The sequence below is a fragment of the Streptomyces sp. NPDC046716 genome (assembly GCF_040645755.1).
Lineage (GTDB): Bacteria > Actinomycetota > Actinomycetes > Streptomycetales > Streptomycetaceae > Streptomyces.
Genome location: NZ_JBEYYU010000022.1, coordinates 1 through 12,621 on the forward strand (window position 1 = coordinate 1; position 12,621 = coordinate 12,621).

General features: G+C 73.8%; 13 protein-coding genes and 1 pseudogene. 8 read left to right on the forward strand and 6 right to left on the reverse strand.

Going from position 1 to position 12,621, the window contains the following annotated elements; translation table 11 throughout:
• Nucleotides 1-102 (reverse strand): annotated as a pseudogene (locus ABZ930_RS18160) (globin); the annotation flags it as partial.
• Nucleotides 103-255: 153 nt separating this feature from the next.
• On the opposite strand from ABZ930_RS18160, the gene hemC reads away from it, so the two are divergent.
• Nucleotides 256-1,188, forward strand: a complete 933-nt coding sequence (gene hemC / locus ABZ930_RS18165) for a hydroxymethylbilane synthase (protein WP_361548810.1) — start codon at nucleotides 256-258, stop codon at nucleotides 1,186-1,188.
• A gap of 5 nt (nucleotides 1,189-1,193) precedes the next feature.
• On the opposite strand, the gene ABZ930_RS18170 is transcribed toward hemC, so the two are convergent.
• On the reverse strand, nucleotides 1,194-2,555 hold the full coding sequence (locus ABZ930_RS18170) for an MFS transporter (protein ID WP_361548812.1): 1,362 nt from the start codon (nucleotides 2,553-2,555) through the stop codon (nucleotides 1,194-1,196).
• Nucleotides 2,552-3,166: a TetR/AcrR family transcriptional regulator gene (locus ABZ930_RS18175; RefSeq protein WP_361548814.1), complete on the reverse strand. Its 615-nt coding sequence runs from the start codon at nucleotides 3,164-3,166 to the stop codon at nucleotides 2,552-2,554. Before ABZ930_RS18175 ends, ABZ930_RS18170 begins: the two co-directional genes overlap by 4 nt.
• A gap of 126 nt (nucleotides 3,167-3,292) precedes the next feature.
• Between ABZ930_RS18175 and ABZ930_RS18180 the strand changes: the two genes are divergently transcribed.
• Nucleotides 3,293-4,132, forward strand: a complete 840-nt coding sequence (locus ABZ930_RS18180; RefSeq protein ID WP_361548816.1) for an enoyl-CoA hydratase/isomerase family protein — start codon at nucleotides 3,293-3,295, stop codon at nucleotides 4,130-4,132.
• Nucleotides 4,133-4,151: 19 nt separating this feature from the next.
• Here the strand turns inward: ABZ930_RS18180 and ABZ930_RS18185 are convergent, their stop codons facing one another.
• The 3 genes from ABZ930_RS18185 to ABZ930_RS18195 all read right to left on the reverse strand — a co-directional run bounded on the left by ABZ930_RS18185 (nucleotide 4,152) and on the right by ABZ930_RS18195 (nucleotide 7,045).
• Nucleotides 4,152-5,009: a hypothetical protein gene (locus ABZ930_RS18185; RefSeq protein WP_361548818.1), complete on the reverse strand. Its 858-nt coding sequence runs from the start codon at nucleotides 5,007-5,009 to the stop codon at nucleotides 4,152-4,154.
• Nucleotides 5,010-5,085: 76 nt separating this feature from the next.
• Nucleotides 5,086-5,982, reverse strand: coding sequence for an SDR family oxidoreductase (locus tag ABZ930_RS18190; RefSeq protein WP_361548820.1), 897 nt, complete (start codon nucleotides 5,980-5,982; stop codon nucleotides 5,086-5,088).
• Nucleotides 5,983-6,007: 25 nt separating this feature from the next.
• A complete protein-coding gene (locus ABZ930_RS18195) occupies nucleotides 6,008-7,045 on the reverse strand; it encodes an NAD(P)/FAD-dependent oxidoreductase (RefSeq protein ID WP_361548822.1) in 1,038 nt (345 codons plus the stop codon).
• Between the two features lie 101 nt (nucleotides 7,046-7,146).
• Between ABZ930_RS18195 and ABZ930_RS18200 the strand changes: the two genes are divergently transcribed.
• From ABZ930_RS18200 to ABZ930_RS18225, 6 genes are all read left to right on the forward strand, one after another.
• A complete protein-coding gene (locus ABZ930_RS18200; RefSeq protein WP_361548824.1) occupies nucleotides 7,147-7,770 on the forward strand; it encodes an XRE family transcriptional regulator in 624 nt (207 codons plus the stop codon).
• Nucleotides 7,771-7,858: 88 nt separating this feature from the next.
• Nucleotides 7,859-8,845, forward strand: a complete 987-nt coding sequence (locus tag ABZ930_RS18205; RefSeq protein WP_361548826.1) for an NADPH:quinone oxidoreductase family protein — start codon at nucleotides 7,859-7,861, stop codon at nucleotides 8,843-8,845.
• Nucleotides 8,842-10,026, forward strand: a complete 1,185-nt coding sequence (locus ABZ930_RS18210; RefSeq protein ID WP_361548827.1) for an acyl-CoA dehydrogenase family protein — start codon at nucleotides 8,842-8,844, stop codon at nucleotides 10,024-10,026. Before ABZ930_RS18205 ends, ABZ930_RS18210 begins: the two co-directional genes overlap by 4 nt.
• Nucleotides 10,023-11,123, forward strand: a complete 1,101-nt coding sequence (locus ABZ930_RS18215) for an acyl-CoA dehydrogenase family protein (protein ID WP_361548829.1) — start codon at nucleotides 10,023-10,025, stop codon at nucleotides 11,121-11,123. Before ABZ930_RS18210 ends, ABZ930_RS18215 begins: the two co-directional genes overlap by 4 nt.
• 58 nt (nucleotides 11,124-11,181) lie before the next feature.
• Nucleotides 11,182-11,556 carry a VOC family protein gene (locus ABZ930_RS18220; protein WP_361548831.1) on the forward strand — a complete coding sequence of 125 codons (375 nt, stop codon included), beginning with the start codon at nucleotides 11,182-11,184 and terminating at the stop codon, nucleotides 11,554-11,556.
• Nucleotides 11,557-11,694: 138 nt separating this feature from the next.
• Nucleotides 11,695-12,552, forward strand: coding sequence for a phosphatidylinositol-specific phospholipase C/glycerophosphodiester phosphodiesterase family protein (locus ABZ930_RS18225; protein WP_361548833.1), 858 nt, complete (start codon nucleotides 11,695-11,697; stop codon nucleotides 12,550-12,552).
• Nucleotides 12,553-12,621: the final 69 nt, after the last annotated feature.

Sequence of the window (12,621 nt, forward strand, 5' to 3'; positions counted from 1 at the left end):
GTACGTGCGCGGGCCGCCCCAGTACTGCATCAGGAACAGGACGAGGCGCTCCTCGGCCGGGCCCAGGTCCTCCTCCGGGTACATGGGGCGGAGCACCAGGGGCGCGGGGAACTGCGCGAGAAGCGGCCACCGGGCCGCGCACGAAGAACGACCCAGGGGCGCGGGGAACTGCGCGACCAACCCCCACGCACCCGCACACGCCCCACCTTCCGAGGATTGAACCGGCGATGGAGCGGAGGCGACTATCGTGGCGGGATGGCTCCTGAGTTGATCCGTATCGTCTCCCGCTCGTCGCCCATGGCCCTCGCCCAGGTGGAGCGCGTCCGCGCCGAGCTTGCCGCACTCCACCCGGGCATCCGCACCGAGGTCGTGCCCGTCACGACCAGCGGTGACAAGTGGATGGGCGACCTGGCGCAGCTGGGCGGGAAGGGCGCCTTCACCAAGGAGGTCGACCAGGCGCTGCTCGACGGACGCGCCGACCTCGCCGTGCACTGCCTGAAGGACATCCCGGCGGACCGGCCGCTGCCGGAGGGGTGCACGTTCGGCGCGTACCTGAAGCGGGACGACGTCCGGGACGCGCTGATCGACCCGGGCGGCCGCCGCCTCGACGAGCTCCCGGACGGAACACGCGTCGGCACCTCGTCCGTCCGGCGCGTCGCCCAACTCGCCGCCAGCCACCCGCATCTGGAGTGCGTCCCGATGCGCGGCAACGCCAACCGGCGCATGGAGAAGATGGCCGCCGGCGACGCGGACGTCCTGCTCCTCGCCCTGTCCGGGCTCGAGCGGATCGGACGCCTGGACGTGGTCACCGACGTGCTCGCGCCCGAGGCGATGTGCCCGCCGATCGGCGCCGGGATTCTCGCCCTGCAGTGCCGCGCCGACGACGAGAGCACGCTGGACGCGGTCAGCGGCCTCGGGCACCACGAGACCTGGCGGGAGGCGACCGCCGAGCGGATGTTCCTGCACGTGCTCCAGGGACACTGCAACTCGCCCGTGGCGGGCTACGCGCGCTCCGAGCGCAACGGCGATCTGTCCCTGCGGGCCTGCGTGTTCACCCCCGACGGCAAGCGGGTGCTCAACGCCCAGGAGTGGGCGGGACCCCTGGACCCCACGACGCTCGGCATGTCGGTCGCGGTGGCCCTGCTGCGCCAGGGCGCCCGCGAACTGATCGACGGCATCCCGCACTGAGGGCTTCAGGCAGACGTTCGTACCGCTGACGGGAGTCTCTGCGCGGCAAGGACCGCCAGGCACACGAGCCCCGCGAGCGCCGTCAGCGCCGTACCCATCGACGCCACGAAGTCGCCGCCCGTCGCCAGCAACGGCGTGGCCGTCGCCACGCCGAGCGTCGGGCCAATGTTCATCGCGGTCTGCTGCAGACCGCCGGCCACTCCGGCGTCCACGAGGCGGGCCCGGCGCACCAGCACCTCGGTCGCCGTGACCATGACCGTGCCGAAGCCCGCGCCCATCGCGAACGCGCACCCCGCGACGGCCCACCTGTCCGCCCCGGTGTCCAGACGGCCGAAACCGAAGACCCCGGCCGCGAGCAGCAGCAACCCGCCGGACGTCGTGGGCCGGGCGCCGTGGCGGCGCAGCAGCACCGCGCCGAGCGGCGCCGCGAGCACCATGCACAGCGCGGTGGGCAGCATCCGCAGCGCCGTGCCGAGCGCGTCGAGCCCGAGCACGTTCTGAAGGAAGTACGTCGCCGTGAACAGCGTGCCGAACAGCGCCGCCGACGCGCACAGCAGCACCCCGAGCGCCGCGGCGACCACCGGAGAGGCGAGCAGCGCGGGGGAGAGGAGCGGATCCCGGGCGCGCCGCTCGTGGCGGACGAAGGCCGCCGTGGCCGCGCAGGTTCCGGCCAGCGCCCCCACCGTGACCGCCGACCAGCCCGAGCCGGGCAGCGTGACCAGACCCGTCACCAGACAGGCGAGGGCCGCGCCCAGGAGGAGCGTGCCACCCGCGTCGAGGCCGGCCCGGTCGCGACCCGCGGGCTCCTCCGCACCCCGCACGCCGAGGACGAGCAGCGCGATCGCCACCGCCGGCAGCACGCCGAGGAAGAACACCGAGCGCCAGCCCAGATGCGCCGTGAGCACCCCGCCGACCAGGGGGCCCGCGGCCGCCGCGACGCCGATGGCGCTGGTGCGCAGGGCGATCGGCATGGCCAGCTCGTCCGGCGGATACGCGGCGCGCAGCATGCCGAGCGTCGCCGGTTGCAGGAGTGCCCCGCACGCACCCTGGAGGACGCGCAGCGCGATCACCGCGCCGATGCCGGGCGCGCACCCGATGCCCGCCGACGCCGCCGCGAAGCCGAGCATCCCGTACCCGAACAGCCGCCGGTGCCCGTACCGGTCGCCGAGCCGGCCCGCGAGGACCAGCAGGCTCGCCACCGCGATCAGATAGCCCGTGCTCGTCCACTGCACCTGGGTCAACGAGGCGCCCAGATCGCGCTGGAGCGCAGGCTGCGCGATGGTCAGCACGGTGCCGTCGAGGGCGACGAGGACCGCGCCGACGACACTGCCCGCGAGGGCGACGCGGCGCGGAGCGCGGCCGGTCACCGGGGCTCCGGACCCAGATGCGCGTCGAGCACCGAGGCCAGCAGCGGCGCCATGTCGTCGACGCCCGCCGCCAGTTGCAGGCTGCCCCAGCCCCACAGCTGGGCGACACCGTGCAGGTTCGCCCACAACGCGCCCGCCACCACGGAGGCATCGGCCTCCGGACGCACCCGCGCCACCAGCTCCGTCAGCAGCCCGAACAGCGGCAGACTGGTCTCGCGCAGCCCCAGTTCGCCGCTCTCCAGCAGATCGTGACGGAACATCAGCTCGTACATGCCCCGATGGTCCGCGGCGAAGGTGAGATAGGTGCCGGCCAGGACGGTGAGCCGGGCACGCGGCCCCTGCCCGGCCCCGGCGGCACCGTCGAGGGCGCGCGCCGCCTCCGCGCCGAGGTGCCCGAAGCCCCGGCGGGCGATCGCCGAGAGCAGTTCCAGGTGCGTGGGGAAGTAGCGGCGGGGCGCGCCGTGCGAGACCCCGGCCCTGCGGGCGATCTCCCGCAGCGACAGCGCCGCCACGCCCTCCGCGTCCACGAGGGCCACCCCGGTGTCGATGAGCCGGTCCCGCAGGCCGCCTCCGCTGCCGTCCGCTCCCGGACGCTCTTCGTCTGTCTGCATAGATACTGTCTACTCGATCTCGGTAGACAGTGTCTACCCTCTGGTGGGCGCGCGGCCCTTCAAGGTGCGGGACGGGGCCGCTACGCTGCGCGCCGCCAGGGACGCCGACGACCGGCAGGGGGCCGCATGATCGACACGACCGACACCTCGATCCCCGAGGGCGACGAACAGCGACTGCGCCTGGACGTCGAGAAGGACGGCGTCGGCGTGCTCACCCTGTGCCGCCCGGCCAAGCTGAACGCCTGGAGCTGGGAGTCGAGCCGTCAGCTCGGCGTCCTGGCCGACCGGATCCGGTTCGACGACCGCATCCGTGTCGTCCTGCTGCGCGCCGAAGGGCGCGCCTTCTGCGCCGGCATCGACGTCACCGCGCCCGGCGGCGGGATCGAGGGGGAGAGCGGATCGGCCCGCAGCCGCGCCTACTACGAGGGCATCCGGTGGGCGCACGAGCGGTTCGCCGCGTTCGCCCGGCTGCCGCAGCCCGTCGTCGCGGCCGTGCGGGGGTACTGCCTCGGCTTCGGCTTCGAGCTCGCGCTCATGGCCGACGTCCGGATCGCCGCCGACGACGCGGTGTTCGCCCTGCCGGAGGCGCAGTTGGGGGTGGCGGTCGACGCGGGCGGCGATCTGCGCATCGCCCGCGAGGCCGGGGCCGGCTGGGCCAAGTTCCTCGCGCTGACCGGACGGCGCGTCGACGCGGACACGGCGTGGCGGCTCGGACTGCTCCAACAGATCGTGCCCGGCGACGCGTTGGAGCACGCGGCCCGCGACGTGGCACGGGAGATCGCGGCGAACGCGCCCCTCGCCGTCCAGTCCGTCAAACGGGACATCGACGCCTACGCCGACGCGGGCCTCGACGCCGCCCTCGACCGGGTGGCGATGAGCGCGGCCCTCACCCTCACCTCCGACGACGCGGCCGAAGGGTTCGCGGCGAAGGCACGGCGCAGACCCCCGGACTTCCGGGGAGCGTGACCCGCCCCGGCCGCCCCGGTCAGTGGGTCTCCGGCGCCACCGGGCCGGTGGCGCCGGGACCGTGCGGATCCTCCGGGTCCTCTGGGCCCTCGCCCAGGTCGAACACGCTCTGCCGCAGCGCCTGGATCGCCTCGTCCAGCTCCGTCACGCAGCGCAGCAACCGGGTGCGCGCGGGTCCCTCGCCGATCATCGCCGCGGTGCCGTGCAGCTCGAGACCGGTGTCGAAGACCTTCCGCACCACGCCCTCCCGGAGCCCGGCGGCGATCCGCTCCCGCTCGCGGGCCAGGGAGAGCTCACGCACCTCCGCCTGGAGCGCCGCGTTGGCCACGAGCGAACTCCTGATCCGGTCCCGCAGGCCGTGGGTGGCGACCGCGATCAGGCCGCCGAGGGCGCTCCAGAGCACGATCCGGCGCGCGACGACGACATCCGGCGTCGCCTGGGCGACCGACGACACCGCCTGCACGACCACCACCGCCGCGACCACGCACACCGATTCCCACCGGTCGTGGAACAGCGCCGTCCAGATCAGCGGCATCAGCAGGACGAGCCCGATCCCGGACGCCGCCCCCGTCGCCAGGACCAGCGCCAGGACGGACGCGGTGTGCAGCAGCGGCACCAGCACCGGGGACCAGCGCGGCAGCCGCTCCCAGGGCAGCAGAAAACCTCCGGCACACGACACCAGGAGCGCCGTGCTGACGAGGTACGCGGGCCAGGACTCCACATGGCCGTCCGGCACCAGGGCCCCGGCCGCGGCAACGACGGCCACGAGGGCGAACGGTGCCGCGCGCGGGATCAGGTCGGGCTGCCGGAACTGCCCTCCGACGCTCGGTCCTTCGGCGCCGGTGAGTGCGCGCCAGTGCGTGGCCGGAGTCTTCATGATCACCCCCATCGGCCGGAGCCGTCCACGGTCCCGCCGAGGGATTGCGCGACCCTCCGCATCGTAGCGACACGGCCTACGGCGTGAACGGCCCCCGCCCCAACTGCTCGCGCACCGTCGTCACCGGTGCGTTCACCAGGTCGCGCCGCTGCCAGTTCGCCCCGTCCACCACCAGTGTGTGCCCGCTGATGAACCGGGCGTAGGGGGAGGCGAGGAAGGTGGCCGCCCAGCCCAGCTCGCGCGGCGCGCCCACCCGCAGCGCGGGCTGGCGGGCGCCGGGGTCGTCGGCCCGGTCCAGATTGGCGCGGATCGCCGGCGTCATGTCCTCGTGCGGCATGAGCCCCGGCACCAGACCGTTGACCTGGATGCCGTACGGACCCCACTCCACGGCCAGCGTCTCCACCAGGTTCTTCACGCCCGCCTTCGCCGCCGCGCTGTGCGCGAAGCCGGGTCCACCGGTCCACGCGTACGACGCGCCCACCGCGAGCACCGACCCGGCGGTGCCCGCCGCCAGATGCCGGCGGCCGAACTCGCGGGTCGTGAGGAACGTGCCGTTGAGCGTGATGTCGACGACCGAGCGCCAGCCGTTGGGGCTCAACTCCTCGGCCGGGACCGGGAAGTTCGCCGCCGCGTTGTTCACCAGGACGTCCGGGACGCGGCCGTGCGCCGCCCACGCCGCGTCGAAGACTTCAGCGATCCGGCCCGCGTCCCGGATGTCGCAGGTCGCCGCGGTGATCCGGCCCGCGCCCTCGACCGCCGCCAACTCCTCGCGGGCCGGGGCCAGATGCTCTCCCTTGCGGCTCGCGATCATCACGTCCGCGCCGAGCCGGGCGAACTCCGCCGCGATCGCCCGGCCCAGCCCGGTGCCACCCCCGGTCACCAGGACCAGCCGGCCGTCGTACGTGCCCGGGGGCAGCGCCGACACGCCGAGCGGGGGAGGAGCGGGCAGTCCGGGTGCGGCAGGCGTCGTCATGCGGGCATGGATACTCTCTGATCCGTCAACTTGCCACCGCCACGCCCGGCTTGGTCCGCGCCTGGGCCACCGCCCGCTCGCCCTCGGGCGAGAACACCCCGGCCCGCCGCCGCTCGGCGTCCCGCGTCGCGTCGGACATCACCAGCTGCGCGTTGATGAAGGCGCCCGCCCGGTAGCCCGCGCTCGCCGCGTTGACGACCTGCTCCGCGGGGCCCGCCGCGTTCCCCACGGCCCAGACGCCCGGCACACTCGTCTGCCCCGTCGGGTCGACGTCGACGAACGGCCCAGCCGGAGTCTCCTTCGTGGCCGCGCCGAGCGCGGACAGCAGACCGTCGCGCGGCACCGTGCGGGTCGGCACCACGAACACCGACCGCGGGAACTCCCGGCCGCCCACGAGCCGCACCCCGGTCAGCCGGTCGTCCGTCACCACGAGCCGCTCGATCGCGCCGACGACCACGCTCACCCCGGCGGCGGCCAGCAGCTGCCAGTCCTCGTCCGGGAGCTCGTCCGCGTCCGTCCCGTCGAGGAAGAGCGTCACGTCGTCGGAGAGCTGGCTGAACAGCAGCGCCTGGTGGATGCCGTTCGCCGGGCGGTGGAGCACGCCGATCGCCCGGTCCCGCACCTCCCAGCCGTGGCAGTACGGGCAGTGCAGGACGTCCCGGCCCCAGCGCTCGGCGACACCGGGCACCTCCGGCAGCTCGTCCACCAGGCCCGTCGCGATCACCAGCCGGCGCGCGTGCACCCGGCCGCCGGACGTGAGCGCCACATCGAACTCGCCGTTCCCGTCCGGCTCTGCCGCCGTCACCCGGTCCGACACCAGCTCCACGCCGTAGCCGGTGACCTCCCGGCGCACCTCGGCCAGGAACTCGCCGGGCGGCATGCCGTCGCGCGACGGGTAGCCCTGCATGTGCGCGGCCGGAGCGTTGCGCGGCTCGCCCGCGTCGACGACCAGGACCGAGCGGCGCGAGCGCCCCAGGATCAGCGCCGCCGAGAGCCCGGCCGTGGCGCCCCCGACGACCACGACCTCGTACCTGTCCTTCTTGGTGCTGTTCACGCCGTTCATGGAGTCCACCTCGTCTGAGTACCGGCTGATCCCGTCACTGTCGAAGGTGCACGCCCGCTCCCTGGATTGACAAACGGCTTTGCCGAAACTGCAATGGATTCATGAACGCACACAAGGAAGAACCCGCCGCCGAGCCGGAGGCGAGCATGGACGACGTGCTCTCCGGGGTCGGCCCGCGCCTGCGCGCCCTGCGCAAGGAGCGCGGCGCCACCCTCTCCGGCCTCTCCGAGACCACGGGCATCTCCGTCAGCACGCTCTCCCGGCTGGAGTCCGGGCTGCGCAAGCCGAGCCTGGAGCTGCTGCTGCCCATCGCCCGCGCCCACCAGGTCCCGCTGGACGAGCTGGTCGGCGCACCGCCGGTCGGTGATCCGCGGGTGCGGGGGGCGAAGCCCGTCGTGCGGCACGGCCGGACGATGATCCCGCTCACCCGGCAGCCGGGCGGCCTCCAGGCGTACAAGATCATCGAGCTGAACCGGGTGACGGAACCCGACCCCCAGACCCACGAGGGGTACGAGTGGATCTACATGCTCTCCGGGAAGCTGCGGATCGTCCTCGGCGAGCACGACGTGGTGCTCGGCCCCGGCGAGGCCGCCGAGTTCGACACCCGGGTGCCGCACTGGTTCGGCTCGACGGGGGAGGGGCCCGCCGAGTTCCTGAGCCTCTTCGGACCGCAGGGCGAGCGCATGCACGTGCGGGCGCGGCCCGCGCGGGCCAAGGAGGAGTGAGGGCGGCCCGGGCATTCACAGACCGGCAAGCGACCGCTTAGTATGCAGCCGAACCCGGTTTGACGAAGCAGTCCCGTGGAGGCCCCGCATGCAGGCATGGCAAGTGCACGAGAACGGCGAGCCGAGCGAGGTGATGCGCCTGGAGGAGATCGCGCGTCCCGAGCCCGGCGAGGGGCAGGTCCTGCTCAAGGTGCGCGCCGCCAACATCAACTTCCCGGACGCGCTCCTCTGCCGCGGCCAGTACCAGGTCAGGCCGCCGCTGCCGTTCACCCCCGGCGTGGAGATCTGCGGCGAGACCGAGGACGGCCGCCGCGTCATCGCCAACCCGGCACTGCCGTACGGCGGCTTCGCCGAGTACGCCGTCGCCGACGCCCGCGCGCTGCTGCCCGCCCCGGACGCCCTCGACGACGCCGAGACCGCCGCGCTGCACATCGGCTACCAGACCGGCTGGTTCGGCCTGCACCAGCGCGCCCGCCTCCAGGAGGGCGAGACGCTGCTCGTGCACGCCGCCGCGGGCGGGGTCGGCAGCGCCGCCGTCCAGCTCGGCAAGGCCGCCGGAGCCCGGGTCATCGGCGTCGTCGGCGGCCCCGACAAGGCCAAGGTCGCCCAGGAGCTGGGCTGCGACGTCGTCATCGACCGGCGCTCCGACGACGTCATCGCCGCCGTCAAGGAGGCGACCGGCGGCCACGGCGCCGACGTGATCTACGACCCGGTCGGCGGCGACGCCTACAAGCAGTCGGCGAAGACCGTCGCCTTCGAGGGCCGGATCGTCGTGGTCGGCTTCGCCTCGGGCTCCATCCCGAGCCCCGCCCTCAACCACGCTCTCGTCAAGAACTACTCGATCATGGGCCTGCACTGGGGCCTGTACGCGCAGAAGAACCCCAAGCTGATCCCGCACTGCCACGAGCGGCTCACCGAGCTGGCCGCACGCGGCGCCATCAAGCCCCTCGTCAGCGACCGCGTCGACCTCGCCGACGCGCCGGCCGCCGTCCAGCGCGTCGCGGACGGCGTCACCACCGGCCGCGTCGTCGTCGTGCCGGGCCTGAACGCCCGTACGGAAGGAGCCGCCGCATGAGCGTCGACGCCGCGCGACTGCGCACCCTGACCCAGGAGTTCCTGGCCGAGCACCCGGTCGCGACCACCTCGCGCGAGGACTTCCTCAGCGCCCGCTTCGACGCCGGTCTCGCCTGGGTGCACTACCCCGAGGGCCTCGGCGGGCTCGACGCGCCGCGCGCCCTGCAGGCCGTCGTGGACGCCGAGCTGGAGGCCGCGGGCGCCCCGGACAACGACCCCCGGCGCAACGGGATCGGCCTCGGCATGGCCGCCCCCACCATCCTGCGCTACGGCACCGAGGAGCAGAAGCAGCGGTTCCTCAAGCCGCTGTGGACCGGCCAGGAGATCTGGTGCCAGCTCTTCAGCGAGCCCGGCGCGGGCTCCGACCTCGCCGCGCTCGGCACCCGCGCCGTACGCGAGGGCGACGACTGGACCGTCAACGGACAGAAGGTGTGGACGTCCGGAGCGCACAACGCCCGGTTCGCCATCCTCATCGCCCGCACCGACCCGGACGTCCCCAAGCACCGGGGCATCACCTACTTCGTGTGCGACATGACCGACCCCGGCGTCGAGGTGCGGCCGCTGCGCCAGATCACCGGCGAGGCCGAGTTCAACGAGGTCTTCCTCACCGACGTCCGGATCCCCGACGCCCACCGGCTCGGCGAGACCGGCGACGGCTGGAAGGTCGCCCAGACCACCCTCAACAACGAGCGCGTCGCCATCGGCGGCATGCGCATCCCGCGCGAGGGCGGCCTCATCGGCATCGTCGCCGACACCTGGCGCGAGCGGCCCGAGCTGCGCACGCACGACCTGCACCAGCGCCTCATGACCCTGTGGGTCGAGGCCGAGGTCGCCCGCCTCACCGGCGAGCGGCTGCGCCAGCAGCTCGTCGCGGGACACCCCGGCCCCGAGGGCGCCGGCATGAAGCTCGGCTTCGCCCGCCTCAACCAGCTGATCAGCGGTCTGGAGCTGGAACTCCTCGGTGAGGAGGGCCTGTTGTACGACGACTGGACGATGCGCCGCCCGGAGATCGTCGACTTCGCGGGCCGCGACGCCGGGTACCGCTACCTGCGCGCCAAGGGCAACAGCATCGAGGGTGGGACGAGCGAGGTCCTGCTGAACATCGTCGCCGAGCGCGTACTGGGTCTGCCGCCCGAGCCGCGCACCGACAAGGACGTCGCCTGGAAGGACCTCACCCGATGAGCACACAGCCCGACCTCCTCTACTCCGAGGACGAGGAAGCGCTCCGCTCGGCGGTCCGCGACCTGCTCACCGACCACTGCGGAGCCGCCGCCGTGCTCGCGCGGATCGAGGGCGACGAGCCGCACGACCGCGCCCTGTGGAAGAACCTCGCCGACAGCATGGGCCTGGCCGGCCTGCTCGTGCCCGAGGAGCGCGGCGGGCAGGGCGCCTCGCACCGCGAGGCCGCCGTCGTCCTGGAGGAGCTGGGACGCGCCGTCGCCCCCGTCCCGTACCTGACGAGCGCCGTCATCGCCACCGAGGCGCTGCTCGCCTGCGCCGGTTCCGAGGCCGAGACCCTGCTGTCCGCGCTCGCCTCGGGCCGCACCGTCGGCGCGCTCGCGGTGCCGCTGTCGGCGACGCCCGGCCGGGAGTTCACGGACGTACGCGCCACGGACGGCGCCCTCACCGGGCGGGTCACCGGCGTCGCGGACGCGGCCTTCGCCGACGTGTTCCTGGTGCCCACGCCCGGCGGCCTGTTCGCCGTGGACGCCTCGGCCGACGGGGTCACGGTCGCACCGCAGACCTCCTTCGACCCGACGCGACCGCAGGCCACCGTCACCTTCGAGGCCGCCGCCGGACGGCTCCTCGCCGACACCGCCGCGCCCGCCGTGCGCCGCGCCCTGCGCGCCGGAGCCGGACTGCTCGCCTCCGAACAGGTCGGCGTCGCGGACTGGCTGCTGACGGAGACCGTGCGCTACACGCGCGAGCGCCACCAGTTCAACCGGCCCGTCGGCTCCTTCCAGGCACTCAAGCACCGGCTCGCCCAGCTGTGGCTGGAAGTCGTCAACGCCCGCGCCGCGGCCCGCAACGCGGCGGACGCGCTCGCCACCGACGGCGACGACACCGACGTGGCCGTCGCCGTCGCCCAGGCGTACACGGCGCCCGTCGCCGTGCACGTGGCCGAGGAGGCGCTCCAACTGCACGGCGGCATCGGCATGACCTGGGAGCACCCGATCCACCTCTACCTCAAGCGCGCCAAGTCCTCCGCGATCGCCCTCGGCACGGCGGGCCGTCACCGGGAGGAACTGGCCGAACTGGTCGATCTCCGCGCGCCCTGACCGCCGACGGGCGCAATTCGATGGACAGCGAGGTCATGCCCGTGATCCCTTCACGGGCATGACCTCACTCGTTCGCCACCTCACCATCGACTGCGCCGACCCCTACACCCTGGCGGGTTTCTGGGCCCAGGCGCTGGGCGGCGCCATCACCGACGAGGACCATCCAGGCGACCCCGAGGCACTGGTGGAGAGCGCGTCCGTGGGTGTCCTGTTCATCTGCGTCCCCGAGGGCAAGGCCGCCAAGAACCGCCTCCACATCGACCTCCAGCCGCAGGACCGCACCCGGGACGAGGAGGTCGACCGGCTGTTCGCCCTGGGCGCCACCCTCCAGGGCGACCACCGCCGGCCGGACGGCACCGGCTGGGTCACCCTCCACGACCCGGAGGGCAACGAGTTCTGTGTCGAGCGCAGCGCGGGGGAGCGGTCGGCCTAGGGACGCCCTCCGGACGTCTCCCCGGGCCGGATGAACCACAGGCGGCGGTCCGGCCAACTCCCGCTCCAGGGCTGCCCATCAGCGCCAGGTGCCCCGCATACTCACCCGTGTCCCACCGGCCCACCACGGGAGGCACACATGGCCCTGACCACCCGCCGCAGAGCCCTCGGCGCGTTCGCCGCCGCACTGGCCACCGGTGTCGCCGCACCGCAAGTCGCCCACGCGGGCGGGCGGCCGCGCGGCCCGCGCCCGCTGCCACGAGCCCACGCCCACAACGACTACGACCACCCGCGCCCGCTGTTCGACGCCCTCGACCACCGCTTCAACAGCGTCGAGGCCGACATCTACCTCGTCGACGGCGACCTCCTCGTCGCCCACGACCCCGTCGACCTCGACCCGGCACGCACCCTCGAATCCCTCTACCTTGCACCCCTCGCCGCCCGCGTCCGCGCCCAGCACGGCTCGGTGTACCGGGGCTGGCGGCTGCCGCTCCAGCTCCTCATCGACATCAAGACCGAGGGCGACGCCACCTACCGCGAACTCGACCGCCAACTGCGCCGATATCGCGTCCTGTTCACGACCTACGCGCACGGCAAGGTGCACACCGGGCCCGTCACCGCCGTCGTCTCCGGCGACCGCGCCGCGGGCCCGGTCATCGCGGCCCAGCGCACCCGCAGCGCCTTCTACGACGGCCGTCTCACCGACCTCGGCACCGCGGACCCCGCCTCCTTCATCCCGCTCATCAGCGACAACTGGGCGAACAACTTCGCCTGGCTCGGCAGCGGCCCGATGCCCGCCGCCGAACGCGAAAGGCTGCGCGGCATCGTCTCCACCGCCCACGCCCGCGGACAGCGCGTCCGCTTCTGGGCCACACCCGATCTCTCGGGGCCCGAACGGGACGCGGTGTGGGGCGAGTTGATCGCCGCCGATGTGGACCACCTGAACACCGACGACCTCGCGGGCCTCGAGGCGTTCCTCGACGCCCACGACCGGTGACCCGCAGTTAGCACTCTTTCGGGGGACGGGTCGTGCCCCGCCGGGCGCCCTCCGCTGCGTCACACTTGC

Coding starts and splice junctions, on each gene's coding strand:
- ABZ930_RS18185 (WP_361548818.1), bottom strand. CDS start 5,009: ATGAAGACTCCGGCCACGCACTGGCGCGCACTCACCGGCGCCGAAGGA.
- ABZ930_RS18220 (WP_361548831.1), top strand. CDS start 11,182: ATGACCTCACTCGTTCGCCACCTCACCATCGACTGCGCCGACCCCTAC.
- ABZ930_RS18195 (WP_361548822.1), bottom strand. CDS start 7,045: ATGAACGGCGTGAACAGCACCAAGAAGGACAGGTACGAGGTCGTGGTC.
- ABZ930_RS18200 (WP_361548824.1), top strand. CDS start 7,147: ATGAACGCACACAAGGAAGAACCCGCCGCCGAGCCGGAGGCGAGCATG.
- ABZ930_RS18225 (WP_361548833.1), top strand. CDS start 11,695: ATGGCCCTGACCACCCGCCGCAGAGCCCTCGGCGCGTTCGCCGCCGCA.
- ABZ930_RS18190 (WP_361548820.1), bottom strand. CDS start 5,982: ATGACGACGCCTGCCGCACCCGGACTGCCCGCTCCTCCCCCGCTCGGC.
- ABZ930_RS18175 (WP_361548814.1), bottom strand. CDS start 3,166: ATGCAGACAGACGAAGAGCGTCCGGGAGCGGACGGCAGCGGAGGCGGC.
- ABZ930_RS18205 (WP_361548826.1), top strand. CDS start 7,859: ATGCAGGCATGGCAAGTGCACGAGAACGGCGAGCCGAGCGAGGTGATG.
- ABZ930_RS18180 (WP_361548816.1), top strand. CDS start 3,293: ATGATCGACACGACCGACACCTCGATCCCCGAGGGCGACGAACAGCGA.
- ABZ930_RS18215 (WP_361548829.1), top strand. CDS start 10,023: ATGAGCACACAGCCCGACCTCCTCTACTCCGAGGACGAGGAAGCGCTC.
- hemC (WP_361548810.1), top strand. CDS start 256: ATGGCTCCTGAGTTGATCCGTATCGTCTCCCGCTCGTCGCCCATGGCC.
- ABZ930_RS18210 (WP_361548827.1), top strand. CDS start 8,842: ATGAGCGTCGACGCCGCGCGACTGCGCACCCTGACCCAGGAGTTCCTG.